This window comes from Streptomyces sp. NPDC059524, assembly GCF_042749255.1.
In the GTDB taxonomy this organism is placed as follows: Bacteria; Actinomycetota; Actinomycetes; order Streptomycetales; family Streptomycetaceae; genus Streptomyces; species Streptomyces xanthii.
The window spans coordinates 1-18,848 of the sequence record NZ_JBHYTK010000159.1 but is presented as its reverse complement, the minus strand read 5'-3'; the positions used below and the strand labels follow the sequence as shown (position 1 = coordinate 18,848).

Annotated in this window: 15 protein-coding genes; 3 read left to right on the top strand and 12 right to left on the bottom strand. The window is 70.1% G+C overall.

Annotated elements, in window-relative coordinates; translation table 11 throughout:
- Nucleotides 1-53: 53 nt before the first annotated feature.
- From pssA to ACFW9D_RS31760, 10 genes are all read right to left on the bottom strand, one after another.
- Nucleotides 54-836 carry a CDP-diacylglycerol--serine O-phosphatidyltransferase gene (gene pssA / locus ACFW9D_RS31805; RefSeq protein WP_188341220.1) on the bottom strand — a complete coding sequence of 261 codons (783 nt, stop codon included), beginning with the start codon at nt 834-836 and terminating at the stop codon, nt 54-56.
- 55 nt (nt 837-891) lie between these two features.
- On the bottom strand, nt 892-1,548 hold the full coding sequence (locus ACFW9D_RS31800; RefSeq protein ID WP_188336053.1) for a phosphatidylserine decarboxylase: 657 nt from the start codon (nt 1,546-1,548) through the stop codon (nt 892-894).
- 184 nt (nt 1,549-1,732) lie between these two features.
- Nucleotides 1,733-2,938: an acyl-CoA dehydrogenase family protein gene (locus tag ACFW9D_RS31795; RefSeq protein WP_188336052.1), complete on the bottom strand. Its 1,206-nt coding sequence runs from the start codon at nt 2,936-2,938 to the stop codon at nt 1,733-1,735.
- A complete protein-coding gene (locus tag ACFW9D_RS31790) occupies nt 2,935-3,447 on the bottom strand; it encodes a MaoC family dehydratase (protein ID WP_188336051.1) in 513 nt (170 codons plus the stop codon). Before ACFW9D_RS31790 ends, ACFW9D_RS31795 begins: the two co-directional genes overlap by 4 nt.
- 5 nt (nt 3,448-3,452) lie before the next feature.
- Complete coding sequence (locus tag ACFW9D_RS31785; protein ID WP_188336050.1) at nt 3,453-4,412, bottom strand: CoA ester lyase; 960 nt, start codon at nt 4,410-4,412, stop codon at nt 3,453-3,455.
- Nucleotides 4,409-6,457, bottom strand: a complete 2,049-nt coding sequence (locus ACFW9D_RS31780; RefSeq protein WP_384627672.1) for a protein meaA — start codon at nt 6,455-6,457, stop codon at nt 4,409-4,411. The genes ACFW9D_RS31785 and ACFW9D_RS31780 overlap by 4 nt, the downstream gene beginning before the upstream one ends.
- A 21-nt stretch (nt 6,458-6,478) precedes the next feature.
- Complete coding sequence (gene ccrA, locus ACFW9D_RS31775; RefSeq protein WP_188336048.1) at nt 6,479-7,816, bottom strand: crotonyl-CoA carboxylase/reductase; 1,338 nt, start codon at nt 7,814-7,816, stop codon at nt 6,479-6,481.
- Between the two features lie 533 nt (nt 7,817-8,349).
- Nucleotides 8,350-8,988 (bottom strand): hypothetical protein, encoded by a 639-nt coding sequence (locus tag ACFW9D_RS31770; protein ID WP_384627668.1) that lies wholly within the window; start codon nt 8,986-8,988, stop codon nt 8,350-8,352.
- Between the two features lie 59 nt (nt 8,989-9,047).
- Nucleotides 9,048-9,875, bottom strand: coding sequence for a TetR family transcriptional regulator (locus tag ACFW9D_RS31765; RefSeq protein ID WP_188336046.1), 828 nt, complete (start codon nt 9,873-9,875; stop codon nt 9,048-9,050).
- Nucleotides 9,876-9,984: 109 nt separating this feature from the next.
- Nucleotides 9,985-11,775 (bottom strand): 3-hydroxyacyl-CoA dehydrogenase family protein, encoded by a 1,791-nt coding sequence (locus tag ACFW9D_RS31760; protein WP_384627665.1) that lies wholly within the window; start codon nt 11,773-11,775, stop codon nt 9,985-9,987.
- 365 nt (nt 11,776-12,140) lie between these two features.
- On the opposite strand from ACFW9D_RS31760, the gene ACFW9D_RS31755 reads away from it, so the two are divergent.
- On the top strand, nt 12,141-12,713 hold the full coding sequence (locus tag ACFW9D_RS31755; protein ID WP_384627662.1) for an adenylosuccinate lyase: 573 nt from the start codon (nt 12,141-12,143) through the stop codon (nt 12,711-12,713).
- A gap of 36 nt (nt 12,714-12,749) precedes the next feature.
- Here ACFW9D_RS31755 and ACFW9D_RS31750 read toward each other — a convergent pair whose 3' ends face one another.
- Nucleotides 12,750-14,327 (bottom strand): alpha/beta hydrolase, encoded by a 1,578-nt coding sequence (locus tag ACFW9D_RS31750; protein ID WP_384627659.1) that lies wholly within the window; start codon nt 14,325-14,327, stop codon nt 12,750-12,752.
- A 108-nt stretch (nt 14,328-14,435) separates the two neighbouring features.
- Nucleotides 14,436-15,530: an Rv2578c family radical SAM protein gene (locus tag ACFW9D_RS31745; protein ID WP_384627657.1), complete on the bottom strand. Its 1,095-nt coding sequence runs from the start codon at nt 15,528-15,530 to the stop codon at nt 14,436-14,438.
- A gap of 184 nt (nt 15,531-15,714) precedes the next feature.
- On the opposite strand from ACFW9D_RS31745, the gene ACFW9D_RS31740 reads away from it, so the two are divergent.
- Both ACFW9D_RS31740 and ACFW9D_RS31735 read left to right on the top strand, forming a co-directional pair.
- A complete protein-coding gene (locus ACFW9D_RS31740; RefSeq protein WP_188336041.1) occupies nt 15,715-16,158 on the top strand; it encodes an SRPBCC family protein in 444 nt (147 codons plus the stop codon).
- A gap of 213 nt (nt 16,159-16,371) precedes the next feature.
- On the top strand, nt 16,372-18,786 hold the full coding sequence (locus tag ACFW9D_RS31735) for an MFS transporter (protein ID WP_384627654.1): 2,415 nt from the start codon (nt 16,372-16,374) through the stop codon (nt 18,784-18,786).
- Nucleotides 18,787-18,848 lie beyond the last annotated feature (62 nt).

Sequence of the window (18,848 nt, the reverse complement as noted above, 5' to 3'; positions counted from 1 at the left end):
CGCCCGCCCCCCAACCCCACTGGCTGGGGCCCCCTTCTTGCGTACCCGGCGAACTACGGAAGCTGCGCGGCACGCGCCTCGCGGCGGTTGTCGCGGAAATTGTTCACGCGGCGAGCCGTGGCGAAGAGCGGGATGACCGCTCCGAGCACCAGCTGGAGCGCACAGCCCGTCTGGAGGAGCAGCTGGCCCCCGGGGGCGTCGAAGGCCCACGCGGCCAGCAGAGCCATGCTCAGGACGATCCACGACAGCATCGCGACCGCCGTGCGGCCCCGCGGCTTCGGGTACTCGACCCGGCTCACCATCAGCCACGCCGTACCGATGATCGCCAGGAGCGTCGCCACGAAGGGCAGCTCCAGGAGAACGATCGAGACGACCGTCAGCGCGCCGAACGGCGACGGCATGCCCTGGAACGTGCCGTCCTTCACGGTCACGCAGGAGAACCGCGCGAGTCTCAGCACCACCGCCAGGAGCACCACGATCGCTCCGACCGCGGCCACTCTCTGGTGCGCGTCGTCGGCGACCATGCCGTAGACGAGCACGAAGTAGGCGGGCGCCAGCCCGAAGCTGATGAGGTCGGAGAGGTTGTCCAGCTCCGCGCCCATCGGCGACGAACGCAGCTTGCGGGCCACCAGACCGTCGAACAGGTCGAAGATCGCGGCGGCCAGCATCAGGATCACGGCCGTCGCGGCGGAGTGCCGCGCCATGCCGGAGTCGTTGCTGCCCTGGATGTGCGGGATCAGGATGCCGGTCGTCGTGAAGTAGACCGCCATGAAGCCGCACGTGGCGTTGCCGAGCGTGAGCGTGTCCGCTATCGACAGACGCAGTGAGAGCGGCATCTCCTCCGCCTCGTCGGCGCCGTCGGCGTCGGAGGCCCAGGTCCGGGTCTCGGGATCAGTCACGGTCAATGCGAGTCACCCCAGCCACCGTCTTCTGCCCGACCTCGACGTCGACCTCGACGCCCTCGGGCAGGTAGATGTCCACGCGCGAGCCGAACCGGATCAGACCGATGCGCTCGCCCTGCTCGACCTTCGTGCCCTGGGGGATGTAGGGCACGATGCGGCGGGCGACGGCGCCGGCGATCTGGATCATCTCGATGTCACCGAGCTCGGTGTCGAAGTGCCAGACGACGCGCTCGTTGTTCTCGCTCTCCTTGTTGAACGCCGGGACGAATCCGCCGGGGATGTGCTCGACGGAGGTCACGGTGCCGGAGAGCGGCGCGCGGTTCACGTGGACGTTCAGCGGGCTCATGAAGATCGCGACGCGGGTGCGGCCGTCCTTCCACGGCATGATGCTCTGCACCACACCGTCGGCCGGGGAGATGACCCGGCCGGAGGCGATCTCGCGCTCGGGGTCGCGGAAGAACCACAGCATGCCGGCCGCCAGAGCGGTGGTCGGGACGGCGAGTGCTGCGGCCTTCTTGGACCGACGCGATCGGGCCAGGCTCAGGGCGGCCGTGGCGACGGTCGGAAGGAGCCACGGCGATGCTCCGCGCGCAAGGCGACCACCGAGGAAGCCGTCGCGTGGTGCAGAGGTTTGGCTGTGGGGCATGGATGACCTTCGTAGCGGATGAGGCCGCGCTGGTTACGGGGGGACGGCGGCTTTTCCGGGGATGCTATCGGTTGCGAGCCACAACTGGGCAAGCCAGGAAGCCGAGTCGGCGGCCGAAGAGTGTTGACGGGGTGTGATCTTCCTTGCGAAGAAAACACCCCGTAACCGGACATCACGCCCAGGCTCAGCCCTGGAACCGATACTCTTCGAGCAGTCGACGACCAATGATCATTTTCTGGATTTCGGCGGTACCTTCGCCGATCAGCAGCATCGGAGCCTCGCGGTAGAGGCGCTCGATCTCGTACTCCTTCGAGAACCCGTATCCGCCATGGATCCGGAACGCGTCCTCCACGACTTCCTTGCAGTATTCGGAGGCCAGGTACTTGGCCATTCCCGCTTCGAGGTCGTTTCGTTCCCCGGAGTCCTTTTTGCGTGCTGCGTTGACCATCATCGCATGCGCGGCCTCGACCTTGGTAGCCATCTCGGCCAGCTTGAACTGGATGGCCTGGTGCTGGGCGATCGCCTTGCCGAAAGTGTGGCGCTGCTGGGCATACGAGACACCCAGTTCGAAGGCACGCTGTGCGACACCGCAGCCACGCGCCGCGACATTCACGCGGCCGACCTCGACGCCGTCCATCATTTGGTAAAACCCTCGGCCGGTCTCGCCGCCGAGCACACGATTGGCCGGAATGCGCAGGTCGTCCATCACCAGCTCGGTGGTGTCGACGCCCTTGTAACCCATCTTGTCGATCTTCCCGGGGATGGTGAGTCCGGGACGGACCTCACCGAACCCGGGCTCCTTCTCCACGAGGAAGGTCGTCATCGACTTGTGCGGGGCCGTGCCCTCGGGGTGTCCTTCGTCACTTCGTGTGAGAACCGCCACGAGCGTTGACGTTCCGCCGTTGGTCAGCCACATCTTCTGACCGTTCAGGACGTACTCGTCGCCGTCCTTGACCGCCTTCGACGAGATCGCCGAGACGTCGGAGCCGAGCGCCGGCTCGGACATCGAGAAGGCGCCGCGCACCTCGCCGAGCGCCATCCGCGGAAGGAAGTACTCCTTCTGCTCCTGCGTGCCGTGCTGCTTGAGCATGTACGCCACGATGAAGTGCGTGTTGATGATGCCGGAGACCGACATCCAGCCGCGCGCGATCTCCTCCACGCACAGGGCGTACGTCAGCAGCGACTCGCCCAGACCCCCGTACTCCTCGGGGATCATGAGACCGAACAGACCCAACTCCTTGAGCCCGTCGACGATCTGCTGCGGGTACTCGTCGCGGTGCTCCAGCTCCGTCGCGACGGGGATGATCTCCTTGTCCACGAAGTCCCGGACGGTGGACAGGATCTCTCGCTGCACATCCGTCAGGCCGTGGGTCTGGGCGAGTCGGCTCACTTCTGCTTCTCCTGAAGGTCCGGGCGGCCGGGCTGCTCGCCGCCGCGCTCCTTGATGTACGTCTCGGTGGGCACCATCACCTTGCGGCGGAAGACGCACACGAGCGTGCCGTCCTGCTTGTAGCCCTTGGTCTCCACGTAGACGATGCCGCGGTCGTTCTTCGACTTCGACGGGGTCTTGTCGAGGACCGTGGTCTCGCCGTAGATGGTGTCGCCGTGGAAGGTCGGCGCCACGTGCTTGAGCGACTCGATCTCCAGGTTGGCGATGGCCTTGCCGGAGACGTCCGGGACGGACATGCCGAGCAGCAGGGAGTAGATGTAGTTGCCGACGACGACGTTCTTGCCGAAGTCCGTCGTCTTCTCCGCATAGTTCGTGTCCATGTGGAGGGGGTGGTGGTTCATCGTCAGGAGACAGAAGAGGTGGTCGTCGTACTCGGTGACCGTCTTCCCGGGCCAGTGCTTGTAGACGTCCCCGACGGTGAACTCTTCGTAGGTGCGGCCGAACTGCATGTGTCTTACGCCTCCGGGGCCTCGAACTTGCTGGTGCGCTGCATGCCGGCCGCGCGGCCCTTGCCCGAGATGACCAGGGCCATCTTGCGGGAGGCCTCGTCGATCATCTCGTCGCCGAGCATGGCCGAGCCCTTCTTGCCGCCGGCCTCGGACGTGTAGTAGTCGTACGCGTCCAGGATCAGCTCGGCGTGGTCGAAGTCCTCCTGCGACGGCGAGAAGATCTCGTTCGCGGCCTCGACCTGGCCGGGGTGCAGCACCCACTTGCCGTCGAAGCCGAGCGCGGCGGCGCGGCCCGCGACCTCGCGGAAGCCGTCCACGTTGCGGATCTGCAGGTAGGGGCCGTCGATCGCCTGGAGGTCGTTGGCGCGGGCGGCCATAAGGATCTTCATCAGGATGTAGTGGTAGGCGTCGGCGCCGTAGCCGGGCGGCTGCTCGCCGACGACCAGGGACTTCATGTTGATGGAGGCCATGAAGTCGGCCGGGCCGAAGATGATCGTCTCGATGCGCGGGGAGGCCTGCGCGATCGCGTTGACGTTGTTGAGGCCCTGCGCGTTCTCGATCTGCGCCTCGATGCCGATCTTGCCGACCTCGAAGCCCATCGTCTTCTCGATCTGGGTCAGCAGCAGGTCCAGGGCGACGACCTGGTCGGCCGTCTGGACCTTCGGGAGCATGATGCAGTCGAGGTTCTGCCCTGCACCCTCGACGACGGTGACGACGTCGCGGTAGGTCCACTCGGTGGTCCAGTCGTTGACCCGCACGACGCGCGTCTTGCCCGTCCAGTCACCCTCGTTCAGGAACTTGACGATGGTGTGCCGGGCCTCCGGCTTGGCGAGCGGGGCGCAGGCGTCCTCCAGGTCGAGGAAGACCTGGTCGGCCGCCAGACCCTGGGCCTTCTCCAGGAAGCGGGGGTTGCTTCCGGGCACCGCGAGGCAGGAGCGGCGCGGACGGAGACGGTTCACAGTCATGCGGGGACCTCCAGAGGGTCGAGCTGGTTCGCTTTCCGGATCTCGTCGACGATACGGCCGATGATCTCCGTGATGCCGAAGTCCTTGGGGGTGAAGACGGCGGCCACTCCCGCCCGCTTCAGGTCCTCGGCGTCGGCGTTGGGGATGATGCCTCCGACGATCACGGGGACGTCGGTGGCGCCCGCCTCGCGCATCCGGTCCAGGACGTCGGGCACCAGCTCGGCGTGTGATCCGGAGAGGATCGACAGGCCGACGCAGTGCACGTCCTCGGCGAGCGCGGCGGACACGATCTGTTCCGGGGTGAGCCGGATGCCCTGGTAGACCACCTCGAACCCGGCGTCGCGGGCCCGCACGGCGATCTGCTCGGCGCCGTTGGAGTGCCCGTCCAGGCCCGGCTTGCCGACCAGGAGGCGCAGCTTGCCGCCGAGCTCCTCGCCGGTGCGGCGGACCTTCTCGCGGACCTCGGCGAGCGGGGTGCCCGCCTCGGCGGTCACGGCGACCGGGGCGGAGGAGACGCCGGTGGGAGCGCGGAACTCGCCGAAGACCTCGCGCAGCGCGCCGGCCCACTCGCCGGTCGTGACACCCGCGCGGGCGCACTCCAGGGTGGCCTCCATCAGGTTCTCGGTGCCGGCCGCGGCCTCCTTGAGGCGCTCCAGGGCCTGCCCGGTGGTCGGGTAGTGGAACGGGTCGCCCATGCCCTGGCGGTCGGAGGACTCCTGACGGGTGGTCTTCCACTCGCCGATGGCCCGGACGACCTTCGCCTCGACGGCGTGGTCGACGGTCATGATCGCGGCGTCCAGGTCGGCCGTGAGCGGGTTCGGCTCGGTCGACTCGTAGATGTTCACACCGACGATCTTCTCGTCGCCGGCCTCGATACGGGCGCGCCGCTCGGCGTGCGAGGAGACGAGCTGCGACTTGAGGTAGCCGGACTCGACGGCGGCCATCGCGCCGCCCATCTCCTGGATCCGGTCGATCTCGGCGAGGCACTCCGCGACGAGCTCGTCGACCTTCTTCTCGATGACGTGCGAGCCCGCGAAGATGTCCTCGTACTCCAGCAGGTCGCTCTCGTGGGCGAGGACCTGCTGGATGCGCAGGGACCACTGCTGGTCCCACGGCCTCGGGAGGCCCAGGGCCTCGTTCCAGGCCGGCAGCTGGACGGCGCGGGCGCGCGCGTCCTTGGAGAGGGTGACGGCCAGCATCTCGAGGACGATCCGCTGGACGTTGTTCTCCGGCTGGGCCTCGGTCAGGCCCAGGGAGTTGACCTGCACGCCGTAGCGGAACCGGCGCTGCTTCGCGTTCTCGATGCCGTACCGCTCGCGCGTGATCTGGTCCCAGATCCGCCCGAACGCCCGCATCTTGCACATCTCCTCGATGAAGCGGACTCCCGCGTTCACGAAGAAGGAGATGCGGGCCACGACGTCCCCGAACTTCTCCTCGGGGACCTGCCCTGAGTCGCGTACGGCATCGAGAACAGCGATGGCGGTGGACATCGCGTACGCGATCTCCTGGACCGGTGTGGCCCCCGCCTCCTGGAGGTGGTACGAGCAGATGTTGATCGGGTTCCACTTGGGGATGTGGGACACCGTGTAGGCGATCATGTCGGTCGTCAGACGCAGGGAGGGCCCGGGCGGGAACACGTGGGTGCCCCGCGACAGGTACTCCTTGACGATGTCGTTCTGCGTCGTGCCCTGGAGCGTCGCGATGTCCGCGCCCTGCTCCTCCGCGACGACCTGGTAGAGCGCCAGAAGCCACATGGCGGTGGCGTTGATGGTCATCGAGGTGTTCATCTGCTCCAGGGGGATGTCCTGGAACAGCCGTCGCATGTCACCGAGATGCGAGACCGGGACGCCGACCCGGCCGACCTCGCCGCGGGCGAGGACGTGGTCCGGGTCGTAGCCGGTCTGGGTCGGCAGGTCGAAGGCGACCGACAGACCCGTCTGGCCCTTGGCGAGGTTGCGCCGGTACAGCTCGTTGGACGCCTCCGCCGTGGAGTGACCGGCGTACGTGCGCATGAGCCACGGCCGGTCCTTCTGACGCTCAGTCATCTGCTCGTGCTCCCCCGGGAATCAGATGTTGCGGAAGCGGTTGATGGCGTCGATGTGCTGGGCGCGCTTGTCGTGGTCGCGGACGCCCAGGCCCTCCTCGGGGGCCAGCGCGAGGACGCCGACCTTGCCCTGGTGCAGGTTGCGGTGCACGTCGTAGGCGGCCTGGCCGGTCTCCTCGAGGGAGTAGACCTTCGACAGGGTGGGGTGGATCTTGCCCTTGGCGATGAGGCGGTTGGCCTCCCAGGCCTCGCGGTAGTTCGCGAAGTGCGAGCCGACGATCCGCTTCAGCGACATCCACAGGTAGCGGTTGTCGTACTCGTGGTTGTAGCCGGACGTCGACGCGCAGGTGACGATCGTGCCGCCCTTGCGGGTGACGTAGACGGAGGCGCCGAAGGTCTCGCGGCCCGGGTGCTCGAAGACGATGTCGACGTCCTCGCCGCCGGTGAGCTCGCGGATGCGCTTGCCGAAGCGCTTCCACTCGCGCGGGTCCTGCTCGTGCTCGTTCTTCCAGAACTTGTAGCCCTCGGCGTTGCGGTCGATGACCGCCTCGGCGCCCATGGCCCGGCAGATGTCGGCCTTCTCGGGGGAGGAGACGACACAGATCGGGTTGGCGCCGCCGGCCAGGGCGAACTGGGTGGCGTACGAGCCGAGGCCGCCGCTCGCGCCCCAGATCAGGACGTTGTCGCCCTGCTTCATGCCGGCGCCGTTGCGGGAGACCAGCTGGCGGTAGGCGGTGGAGTTCACCAGGCCCGGGGCCGCGGCCTCCTCCCAGCTCAGGTGGTCGGGCTTCGGCATCAGCTGGTTCGACTTGACCAGGGCGATCTCGGCGAGGCCGCCGAAGTTGGTCTCGAAGCCCCAGATGCGCTGCTCGGGGTCGAGCATCGTGTCGTTGTGGCCGTCCGAGGACTCCAGCTCGACGCTGAGGCAGTGCGCGACGACCTCGTCGCCCGGGTTCCAGGCGTTGACGCCCGGGCCGGTGCGCAGGACGACGCCCGCGAGGTCGGAGCCGATGACGTGGTAGGGGAGGTCGTGGCGCTTGCTGAGCTCGCTGAGCCGGCCGTAACGCTCCAGGAAACCGAAGGTGGAGACCGGCTCGAAGATCGAGGTCCAGACCGAGTTGTAGTTCACGGAGCTGGCCATGACGGCGACCAGGGCCTCGCCCGGGCCGAGCTCCGGCAGCGCGACGTCGTCGAGGTGCAGCGACTTGCGCGGGTCCTTGTCGCGGCTGGCGAGCCCGGCGAACATCTCCTGCTCGTCCTTGTGCACGGTGACCGCGCGGTACGAGTCGGGCAGCGGCAGGGCGGCGAAGTCGGCAGACGTGGCGGTCTGCGACTGAATCGCGTCCAGGATTTCCTTCACGGTGGTGCCTCCGGCGATGAGCGTCTGAGGGGAACGCTGAGTCGGGGTCGGTATGGGGCTGCTGCTGGTGGTGGTGCGGTGCCGTCGGTTCGGCGGGTGGTGCTCTGGCAGCGCTTGGTGTGGCGCGGAAGGTTGCCTGTGACGCAGGCGTCCGGGCGCGCGAGCCACGGTCGGTCGAGGCTTGCGGGGACAGCCGGCGTACGGAAGTTCTCTGCACGCCGGCCGCCCGGACACCTTCAACGTATGGCACGCCGTGACGGTGCACAAGGCACTGGGTGCCACCAATTTCGCTCAGCTGAAATCTTTTGGCTCCAGCTGAGCGATGATCGATCATCCGTGGTCAGAAGGGGTTTACGGGCCCCGAAAGGGATCGATGATCGATCGCGGGAGGTGGGGGTGGGGCGGGGAGGGGTGCCAAAGGTGCGGGATGTATGGCACTGCGTGCCAGCGGGGGTGGGGGGCGACACGGGGGGTTCTGCCGATGGGGTGACGGGAGAGGCGGGCGCCCCGGGTTCGCGGCGGATCGCCCGTCGCTAGTAGCCCGTCGTGCGGAGCCGGTGGAGCGTGGTGACGAGCTCTGCGCCGAAGTCCTCGCAGAGCGCGAGCAGTCCGCGGCCCGCGGGCGAGTCGGTCAGGCCGGTGGAGTCGGGGAGGGAGTCCAGGGCGCGGTGACAGGCGGTCTCCACGGCGGCGTGGCGGGAGGCGAAGCAGCCACCGTGTGCCGGGTCCGTGAGGGCGGTGACGTACGCGCGGTGGGCTTCTTCGGATGGGTGGGCGTGGAGGGAGTCCTCGACGAGGGCGTCGAGGTGACCCGCCAGGCCGGCCGAGGTCTCGTGTACGCGGTCGGCCTCGTCCCCGCCGGGGTTGTCCAGCAGTTCGGCGAAGGTCAGGAGGCTGTCGACGGTCTCCAGCTGGACGAGCTGGACCGTGTCCGGGTCGACCTCGGACGTGAAGAGGGGGGCCGTGCGCAGTGCGGTGACGGCGTGCCGGTAGGCGTGGTCCGTCCGTTCGCCGGGAGCCGCTGCGGCCAGCCGGAACAGCGACTCCAGCACGGAGCGGTCCAGGCCCCACTCCGCGTCCGGTTCGAACGCGAACAGCGGCGCACGCCACCGCCACAGAGCGAGAGCGGCGGCCTGACGGCGTCGCGGGACGGGCTTCGGGTCGGTCCCCATGGATCCCTCGTCCTCGACCGGTCCGCGCCCCCGGAGGCCGGGCGGCCTCCGGGGCCGGTTCAGCGGTTGTGGAGGGCCTCTTCGATCGTGTGCATGATCTCGGAGAGGGGCGCGTCCGTGCGGGCCACCGTGACCAGGACCTCCCCGGAGGTCGAGACCTGGGCCGGCGGCGGGGACGCGGGGGTGCGGCCCGCGCCGATGCCGGTGCCGAACGTCCGGCGCACGATCGCGAAGGCGTGGTCGAGCTGGGACTCGACGTCACCCTGGCCACCCGCCCGCAGCCAGCGCCGCAGCACGTGATTGTGCGCCGTGACGACGGCCGACGCGGCGACCTCCGCGAGCAGCGGGTCGTCGTTGCCGTCGTGGTGGGCCTGCTCGTCGAAGTGGCCGAGCAGGTACCGGGTGAAGAGGCGCTCGTAGCGGGCCACCGAGGCGATCTCCGCCTCGCGCAGCGTCGGCACCTCACGCGTCAGCCGGTACCGCTCGACGGCGACCGTCGGCGACGACGCGTACATCTTCATGACTTCCTTGATGCCCCGGCAGACCGTGTCGAGCGGGTGTTCGTGCGGCGGCGCCGCGTTGAGCACCGCCTCCGCGCGCACGAGCGTGTCGTCGTGGTCCGGGAAGATCGCCTCTTCCTTGGAGCGGAAGTGCCGGAAGAAGGTGCGGCGCGCGACGCCCGCCGCGGCGGCGATCTCGTCGACCGTCGTCGCCTCGTACCCCTTGGTGGAGAACAGCTCCATCGCCGCGGCCGCGAGCTCCCGGCGCATCTTGAGCCGCTGGGCGGCGGCGCGGCTGCCCGCGGCGCTCATCTCCGCCGGAGCGTCGGGCTGAGCTGGGGTACGGGAGGTCTGATCGGCCTTGGGCATGACCCGAACGTACTGCATGTACGTTCCCAGACGCTCCCCGGTCAGCGGGCCGCTCGGTTCCCCGAGCAGCCCGCCCCAGTCCGAACCCACGTCCGAACCCGTGTCCGGTGCGGCTCCCGTCCCCTGCTCAGCGCCGGGCATATTCGCGGAAGCCACGGCCCGTCTTGCGGCCGAGGCAGCCCGCGGCCACCAGGTGCTCCAGGAGCGGTGCCGGCGCGAGCCCCGGGTCGCGGAACTCGCGGTGCAGCACCTTCTCGATGGCCAGGGACACGTCCAGGCCCACCACGTCGAGCAGTTCGAACGGACCCATCGGGTAGCCGCCGCCGAGCTTCATCGCGGCGTCGATGTCGTCCAGCGTCGCGTAGTGCTCCTGCACCATCTTGATCGCGTTGTTCAGGTACGGGAACAGCAAAGCGTTCACGATGAAGCCGGCCCGGTCGCCGCAGTCCACCGGGTGCTTGCGGACCTTGAGCGTGAGGTCGCGGACGGTGGCGTGCACGTCGTCGCCGGTCAGGACCGTGCGCACGACCTCGACGAGCTTCATCGCGGGCGCCGGGTTGAAGAAGTGCATGCCGATCACGTCCTGCGGCCGCGACGTGGCGCGGGCGCAGGCGACGACGGGCAGCGACGAGGTGGTCGTCGCCAGGATCGCCCCCGGCTTGCAGACCTTGTCGAACGTGGCGAACAGCTGCTGCTTGATCTCCAGGTCCTCGGCGACGGCCTCGAGCGCGAGGTCGACATCCGCGAAGGCGTCGTAGGTGCCGGCCGGCGTGATCCGCGCGAGCGTCTGCTCCGCGGTCTCGGCGGTCATCCGGCCCTTGTCGACGGAGCGCTGGAGCGACTTGGCGATGCGGGCCTTGGCCTTCTCCGCCTTCTCCTCGCTGCGGGCGGCGAGCACGACGTCGTAGCCGGCCTTCGCGAACACCTCGACGATGCCGGAGGCCATCGTCCCGGAGCCGGCGACACCGACGGAGCGCACCGTACGGGTGGGCGCCGCGTCCGCGTCGGTCAGCGGCGTCAGCGCGTCCCGCACGACGACCTCGCTGCCGGGCGCCTCGTACGAGTAGAAGCCGCGGCCCGCCTTGCGGCCGGTCAGCCCCGCCTCGGCGAGCTGCTTGAGGATCGGCGCGGGGGCGTGCAGCCGGTCGCGGGACTCGGCGTACATCGCGTCGAGGACGGTGCGCGCGGTGTCGATGCCGATCAGGTCCAGCAGCGCCAGCGGGCCCATCGGCAGACCGCAGCCGAGCTGCATCGCGGAGTCGATGTCCTCGCGGGAGGCGTACTTGGCCTCGTACATCGCGGCGGCCTGGTTGAGGTAGCCGAAGAGCAGACCGTCCGCGACGAAACCGGGCCGGGCGCCGACCGCGACGGGCTCCTTGCCCAGCTCGACGGCGAGCTCGGTGACGGCGGTGACCGCGGTCGGCGCGGTCAGCACGCTGGAGACGACCTCGACGAGCTTCATCGCGGGCGCAGGGTTGAAGAAGTGCAGGCCGAGCACGCGCTCGGGGCGGGCCGAGTCGGCGGCGAGCCGGGTCACGGACAACGCGTTGGTGCCCGTCGCGATGATCGTCTCGGGCCGCACGATCGCGTCCAGGTCCCGGAAGACCTGCTGCTTGATCTCGTACGACTCGGGCACGACCTCGATGACCAGGTCGGCGCCGGCCGCGGCCTGCAGGTCGGTGAACGTACGGAAGCGGGCGAGCAGGTCCGCGCGCTGCTGCTCGGTGAGGTGCTCACGGCGCACCGCACGCGCCGTCGAGGCCTCCAGGGCGGCGACGGCCTGCCCGGTGGCGGCCTCGCTGATGTCGATGCCGATGACCTCGCGGCCGGCGCGGGCGAGCACCTCGGCGATGCCGGTGCCCATGGTGCCGAGACCGACGACGGCGATCGTCGAGAGAGGGGACAGGGGAGCGTCCATCCGGGAACTCCAGGAGTGAGGGTGACGACTGAGGGGTCGTACGCGAACGCCGGAAAGGCGGAAGGCGTACGGGAGTTGACCCGCGCGACCGGCCGTGCAGGGCGGATCGCGGGGGCGGAACCGGACGGCCCTGTCCCGGAGCCGTGCCGTACTGAGAAGGGAAGTGCTGGTACTGCGAAACCGCGGTACCGAACCGACTGACACTCGGGGCGGCTGCGTCACCAGGCCGCCTGGAGTGGTGCTGCGGGAGAGTGTGTCCCGCTCAACTGAGCTTAACCACCCAGTAACGAGCGCGCCAGTCCTCGCGGTTGGTCTTTCGCTGTGATCTATGTCGCCGCAGGCCGGGCGCGTCTACCCTGGCCGCCATGGACGAAGAGTCGCGAACGGTGACGGAACGCATCCGGAAGGAAGCCGGTGGGACGCCCGCCTTCGAGCGGCTCGCCGCGACCGAGGACCGCGACACCCTGGCCGCGGTGCTCACCGCGCCCGAACAGCCGTTGTGGGCGAGGGAACTGGCCGCTCACCGGCTCGGCCTCGCGGGCGACCGGCGCGCGTTCGAGGCCCTCGTCCTGCTGCTCAACCACCGGGACCCGGACCGCTGCGCGGCCGCCGCCGACGCGCTCGCCGCGTTACGGGACCCGCGCACCGCCCGCGCCGCGGCCGCGCTCGCCACGAACGAGCTGCGCGTCGCCTACGCCCTGCACCCGATCCGGCTGCTGACCCGGCTGCGCGCCCCCGAATCGGCCCCGGCCCTGATCACCACGCTGCGCCGGCGCCTGGCCCCGCACGACCCGTACCGGAAGGTGGCGCTCGCCTGTGTCGAGGGTCTCGGCAGCCTCGCCGACCCCCGGGCCCGCGAGGTGCTCACCGAGGCGAGCGCGCATCCGCGGCTCGCGATGGCGGCGGCCGCGGCCCTGGCCCGGCTCCCGGCCTCCTGACAGAGACCGGAAGCGCGAGAGAGGCGAGAGGGCGCTTCAGCCGCGGAAGCCGAGCAGCCCGTGCAGCGCGGTGCCGCCCGAGGAACGGGGGAGCACCTTCGTCGTGCGCGGCTTCGGGTCGGGCAGCTTCGCGCAGACCGCGTCCGCCTCGCCGCCGTCGCCCCGCGGCACCTTCCCGTTCGCCAGATAGGCGGCCAGGTGCTCGTCGAGGCAGTCGTTGCCGCTGAGCGTGATGCCGTGGTTGCCGCCGCCCTCCTCGACGACCAGGCTCGACCCGGAGAGCTGCCGGTGCATCTCGACGCCGCCCTCGTACGGGGTCGCCCCGTCGTCCGTCGCCTGGAACAGCAGCACCGGCGGCACCGCGTGGTTCTCGACGTCCGTCGGGCGCCCGGGGCGGGTCGGCCAGAACGCGCACGGCGCGTTGTACCAGGCGTTGTTCCACGTGGAGAACGGCGCCTTCTCGTTCATGTGGCGGTTGTCGACCCTCCAGCGGTTCCAGTTGCGCGGCCAGCGCGCGTCCTGGCACTGCACCGCCGTGTAGACGCTGTACCCGTTGTCGCCCTCGGCGTCGACCGCCGCGAAGTTCTCGTACGCCTCGACCAGCGGGTCCGTGTCCTTCTTCTTCGCGTACGCGGCGAACGCCTCGGCGAGGAAGGGCCAGTAGCCGTCGAAGTAGCCGCCCGGCAGGAAGGTGTCCTCCAGCTCGCCCGCGCCGACCTTGCCGTTGGCCGGCTTCTTCGCCAGCGAGTCCCGCATCGCGTACCACTTCGCCTCGACCGCGGCCGGGTCCTTGCCCAGCTTGTACGTGGCGTCGTGCCGCGCGACCCAGGCGAGGAAGGCCTGGTGGCGGGCGTTGAAGGCGAGGTCCTGGGACATGTTGTCCCGGTACCAGACGCCCGTCGGGTCCACGATCGAGTCGAGCACGAAGCGCCGCACCCGCTCGGGGAAGTACTTGGCGTACACGGCGCCCAGGTACGTGCCGTAGGAGTAGCCGAAGTAGTTGAGCTTCGGGGCGCCGAGCGCGCGGCGGATGGCGTCCATGTCCTTGACGCTGGACACGGTGTCCATGAACGGCAGGACGTCCCCGTACTTCTCGCCGCACGCGCGCGCGAAGGCCTGCGCCCGGTTCAGGTTCGCCGTCTCGATCGCCTGCGTCGTCGGCACGCTGGAGGGGCGTACGGGGTCGAAGTGGCCGGGCTTGCAGTCCAGGGCCGGCTTGCTCTTGCCGACACCGCGCGGGTCGAAGCCGATCACGTCGTACTGGGCGGCGATCTTCTTCGGCAGGTTCGACGCGACGAACCCGGCGAGGGTCAGGCCGCTGCCGCCCGGGCCGCCGGGGTTCACCAGGAGCGGGCCCTGCGACTTCTTCGCGGTGTGCGGGACACGCGACAGAGCGAGGGTGATCTGTCGGCCGTGCGGGTCGTCGTGGTCCAGGGGCACCTTCAGGGAGGCGCACTGGAGGGTCGGATAGGACTTCGTGCCGCACTTCTTCCAGGCAAGGGAAGCGGCGGCGGAGGACGGGGTGGGCGCGGGGCCTGCGGCGGCGGTGGCGGGGGTGACGGCACCGGCGGCCAGGGCGGCGACGCCGCAGAGCGCGACTGCGCGCTTCTTCATGGAGCCTCCCAGGGCGGAGGGGAGGACCGCGAGTCCACGGCCCAGCCGCATCGTCCCGGAGTGGGCGCCCGGAAGAACCTGTTCAGTGCGAATTTGACCCGATTGCGGTCACAGGAGCGTCAGCTGAGTGGGTGTCGCGGGCCCGGGCTCGGCCTCCGGCTGCGGCTCGGGCACCCGGCGCCGCAGCGCCGCCCGGGACGGCCCGATCCCGAACTCCTCCGCCAGCTCGTGCACCTGACGGGTCACCCGCCGCTGGTACCACTTCGGGGCGTACGCGCCCTCCGCGTACAACCGCTCGTAGCGGCGCACCAGATACGGGTGGTGCCGGCCCAGCCAGGCCATGAACCACTCGCGGGCCCCGGGCCGCAGATGCAGCACGAGCGGGGTGACGGAGGTGGCGCCGGCCCGCGCGACCGCCCGCACCGTGGCCCGCAGCTGCTCGGGCCGGTCCCCGAGGAAGGGGATCACCGGGGCCATCAGGACCCCGCAGCCGATCCCCGCGTCGGTGAGGGCCCGGACGACGTCGAGCCGGCGCTCGGGCGCGGGCGTGCCCGGCTCCACCGTGCGCCACAGCTCCTGGTCGACGAAGCCGACCGACACCGAGATCCCCACGTCGGTCACGTCGGCGGCCTGCCGCAGCAGGGGCAGGTCGCGCAGGATCAGCGTGCCCTTCGTCAGGATGCTGAACGGGTTCGCGTAGTCGCGCAGCGCCTCCAGGATCCCCGGCATCAGGCGGTAGCGGCCCTCCGCGCGCTGGTAGCAGTCGACGTTGGTGCCCATCGCGATGTGGTCGCCGTGCCAGCGGCGTGAGGCGAGGTGGTGGCGCAGCAGCGTCGGCGCGTTCACCTTCACCACGATCTGGCTGTCGAAGCCGAGACCGGTGTCCAGGTCGAGATAGCGGTGGGTGTTGCGGGCGAAGCAGTACACGCACGCGTGCGTGCAGCCCCGGTACGGGTTGACCGTCCACTCGAACGGCATCCGGGACGCGCCCGGCACCCGGTTGACGATCGAGCGGGCCCGGATCTCGTGGAACGTGACGCCGGCGAACTCGGGGGTGTCGATCGTGCGGGTCGTGACCGCGTCCGCACCGAACAGCGCGGCTTCGGGCGCGCGGCCGTGTTCGGTCCGCCCGTCGTCGGTGGATCCCGTGAGGTCCGTGAGGTCTGTGGAGCTCGTGGGGTCCGTGAGGTTCTCCCAGCGCATGACGCCTCCTCGCTAGCACTGGCCACAGAATAGAACACATGTTCCCTTGATCGTGCGAACCCTTTCCGGGACCGGATTTGGTGGCCGCTGTGCCGGGTGGTTGGCTGGGCGCAGTCAACTCGCGACACCTTGCAGAACCACCCCTGAAGAACCACCCGAAGAACCAAGTGCTGGAGGAAGAGTCATGGCGCAGGTCGAGGCCATCACGGAGCGTGTCGTCGCCGCGAAGCCGGACGACGTGTTCGACGCCCTCGCCGACTACAGCGGCACCCGCGCGAAGCTGCTGCCCGAGCACTTCAGCGAGTACGAGGTGCGCGAGGGCGGCGACGGTGAGGGCACCCTCGTCCACTGGAAGCTCCAGGCCACCAGCAAGCGCGTCCGCGACTGCCTGCTCGAGGTCTCCGAGCCCACCGACGGCGAGCTCGTCGAGAAGGACCGCAACTCGTCCATGGTCACGACCTGGCGCGTCACCCCTGCCGGCGAGGGTCAGTCCCGCGTCGTGGTCACGACCGTGTGGAACGGCGCCGGCGGCATCGGCGGCTTCTTCGAGAAGACCTTCGCGCCCAAGGGGCTCGGCCGGATCTACGACGCCGTCCTCGCCAAGCTCGCCGCCGAGGTCGAGAAGTAGGCCGGGGCCCCGCACCCCCGAAGGCGCGCTTCGCGCACCGATTCACCGCTCACCGTTTCGAGTGGTTTTCGTTTCGCGCCGGTTGTACGCCGTAGGGCTCCGACCGGCGCATTCATCTCCGATGTCCTCCTGAGCGGCATCTCGTCGCGCTTGCCCCCCGTTGTCGCGTAATGCGAGAAATGGGCGGCGCAAGGGCGACGAGGGGAGTGGCAGGTGGGCACGACGACGCTGGAGACCGAGCCGGTGGGGAGTCCGGTGCCGGCCCCCGCCCCGGAACCGGTCGCCGCGGCCGACCCGCCGCGGGAGGCCGCCCCGCCCCCGCTCCCCGGGCACGGACTGAGCCCGCGCCGGGTGCGCATGGTCTTCGTCGGCCTGATGCTCGCGCTGCTGCTCGCCGCGCTGGAGCAGATGATCGTCGCCACCGCGCTCCCGAAGATCGTCGGCGAGCTGCACGGCCTCGACAAGATGTCCTGGGCGATCACCGCCTACCTGCTGACCTCCACGATCGGCCTGCCGATCTACGGAAAGCTCGGCGACCTCTTCGGCCGCAAGGGCGTCTTCCTCTTCGCGATCGTCGTCTTCATCATCGGCTCCGGACTCGCCGGCCGGGCCGAGAGCATGGACCAGCTCATCGCCTTCCGCGCCGTCCAGGGCGTCGGCGCGGGCGGCCTCATGATCGGCGTGCAGGCGATCATCGGCGACATCGTGCCGCCGCGCGAACGCGGCCGCTACATGGGCCTGATCGGCGCCGCGTTCGGCCTCGCGTCCGTCGCGGGACCCCTGCTCGGCGGGTATTTCACCGACCACCTGTCGTGGCGCTGGTGCTTCTACATCAACGTGCCGTTCGGCCTGGTCACCCTCGCCGTCACGGCCGCCGTCCTCAAGCTCCCCAAACCGGCCAAGAAGGCACGGCTCGACGTCCTGGGCGCCCTGCTGCTGGCCGCCGCCTCCACCTGCCTGGTCCTGCTGACCAGTTGGGGCGGCACCGAGTACGCGTGGGGCGACCGGGTCATCGTCGGACTCGGCGCGGGCGCCGCGCTCTGTGCCGTGCTCTTCGTCGTCGCCGAGAAGTACGCGGCCGAACCCCTCATCCCGCTGCGGCTGTTCCGCGACTCCGTGTTCAACCTCAGCGGGCTCGTCGGCATGGTCGTCGGCGTCGCCCTCTTCGGCGCCGCCAGCTACCTGCCGACCTTCCTGCAGATGGTCGACGGCGCCAGCGCCACCGAGTCCGGGCTCCTCATGCTCCCGATGATGGGCGGCGTCGTCGGCGCCTCCGTCCTGTCCGGCCAGCTCATCAGCCACACCGGCCGCTACCGGATCTACCCGATCCTCGGCAGCGCCCTGTCCACGCTCGGCATGTATCTGCTCTCCCGCCTCGAGGTCGACACCCCGCGCCTGGAGTACAGCGTCTACATGGCCGTCCTCGGCGCCGGCATCGGCCTGATCATGCCCGTCCTCGTGCTGGCCGTGCAGAACTCCGTACGGCCCGCCGACCTCGGCACCGCCACCAGTGCCAACAACTACTTCCGGCAGATCGGCGGCAGCGTCGGTGCCGCCATCTTCGGCACGCTCTTCGCGAACCGGCTCGCCGACTCCCTCGCCGACCGGCTGCCCGCCGGCGGCCACGGCCCCGACGCCGAATCGATCACCCCGCAGCTCGTGCACGCGATGCCCGAGGCGCTGCGCACCCCGTACATCGAGGCGTACGCCGACGCGATGCCCCGGATCTTCCTGTACCTGGTGCCGGTCCTCGTCCTCGGCCTGCTGCTCGCCTTCTTCCTCAAGGAGACACCCCTGTTGTCCAGCGCCGCCTCCACCTCCTCCTCCGCGCACCCCGTGATCCCGGCCCAGGAGCGGGCCGCGCACGCCGCCGGAATCCCGGTCTGCGGCACGGTCCAGCACCCCGACGGCACCGTCGTGCCGCGCGCCGCCCTCACCCTCATCGACGTCGGCGGCACCCAGATCGGGCGCGGCGCGAGCGGCGACGACGGGCGGTACGCCCTCTCGACGCCCGGTTCCGGCTCGTACGTGCTGATCGCCGCCGCCGGGGGCCACCAGCCGCAGGCCGTCACCGTCACGGTGGGGGAGCGGCCCGTCGAGCTCGACGTGGTCCTCGGCGGCGCGGGACGCCTCGCCGGGTCCGTCGTCACGGCCGACGGATCCCCCGTCCGCGAGGCGACCGTCACCCTGACGAACGTCCACGGAGAGGTCGTCGCGACCACCCGCAGCGGGCGCGAGGGCGGCTACGTCATCTCCGAACTCGTCGCCGGGGAGTACACGCTGGCCGCCAGCGCGCCCGCGTTCCGGCCCGCCGCGCTGCCCGTCACGGTCATGGCCGCGCGCGAGACCCGCCAGGACGTCGAGCTCGCGGGCGGGGCGGTGCTCCGGGGGACGGTGCGGGCGCTCGGGGGGCGGCCCGTGGAGGACGCGCGGGTGACGCTGCTGGACGCGGCCGGGAACGTCGTCGACACGCTCACCACCGGTGGGGACGGGGCGTTCCGCTTCGTCGACCTCTCGTCGGGGGAGTACACGGTGATCGCGGCGGGCTACCCCCCGGTGGCGACCGTGCTTCAGGTCGCCGGGGGCGGCCGCACCGAACGGGACCTCCAGCTCGGCCACGAGGACTGACGCGCCGTGACTCCGGCCCGTTCGTCGTCGGCTGACGGCCGGCGGGGCTTCTCGCGCAGTTC

Excerpts from the sequence above, each read along its gene's own strand:
- ACFW9D_RS31780 (WP_384627672.1), bottom strand. The coding sequence starts at position 6,457 with ATGACTGAGCGTCAGAAGGACCGGCCGTGGCTCATGCGCACGTACGCC.
- ACFW9D_RS31755 (WP_384627662.1), top strand. The coding sequence starts at position 12,141 with ATGGACGAAGAGTCGCGAACGGTGACGGAACGCATCCGGAAGGAAGCC.
- ACFW9D_RS31750 (WP_384627659.1), bottom strand. The coding sequence starts at position 14,327 with ATGAAGAAGCGCGCAGTCGCGCTCTGCGGCGTCGCCGCCCTGGCCGCC.
- ACFW9D_RS31785 (WP_188336050.1), bottom strand. The coding sequence starts at position 4,412 with ATGACTGTGAACCGTCTCCGTCCGCGCCGCTCCTGCCTCGCGGTGCCC.
- pssA (WP_188341220.1), bottom strand. The coding sequence starts at position 836 with ATGCCGCTCTCACTGCGTCTGTCGATAGCGGACACGCTCACGCTCGGC.
- ACFW9D_RS31790 (WP_188336051.1), bottom strand. The coding sequence starts at position 3,447 with ATGCAGTTCGGCCGCACCTACGAAGAGTTCACCGTCGGGGACGTCTAC.
- ACFW9D_RS31745 (WP_384627657.1), bottom strand. The coding sequence starts at position 15,530 with ATGCGCTGGGAGAACCTCACGGACCCCACGAGCTCCACAGACCTCACG.
- ACFW9D_RS31765 (WP_188336046.1), bottom strand. The coding sequence starts at position 9,875 with ATGCAGTACGTTCGGGTCATGCCCAAGGCCGATCAGACCTCCCGTACC.
- ACFW9D_RS31770 (WP_384627668.1), bottom strand. The coding sequence starts at position 8,988 with ATGGGGACCGACCCGAAGCCCGTCCCGCGACGCCGTCAGGCCGCCGCT.
- ACFW9D_RS31740 (WP_188336041.1), top strand. The coding sequence starts at position 15,715 with ATGGCGCAGGTCGAGGCCATCACGGAGCGTGTCGTCGCCGCGAAGCCG.
- ACFW9D_RS31760 (WP_384627665.1), bottom strand. The coding sequence starts at position 11,775 with ATGGACGCTCCCCTGTCCCCTCTCTCGACGATCGCCGTCGTCGGTCTC.
- ACFW9D_RS31800 (WP_188336053.1), bottom strand. The coding sequence starts at position 1,548 with ATGCCCCACAGCCAAACCTCTGCACCACGCGACGGCTTCCTCGGTGGT.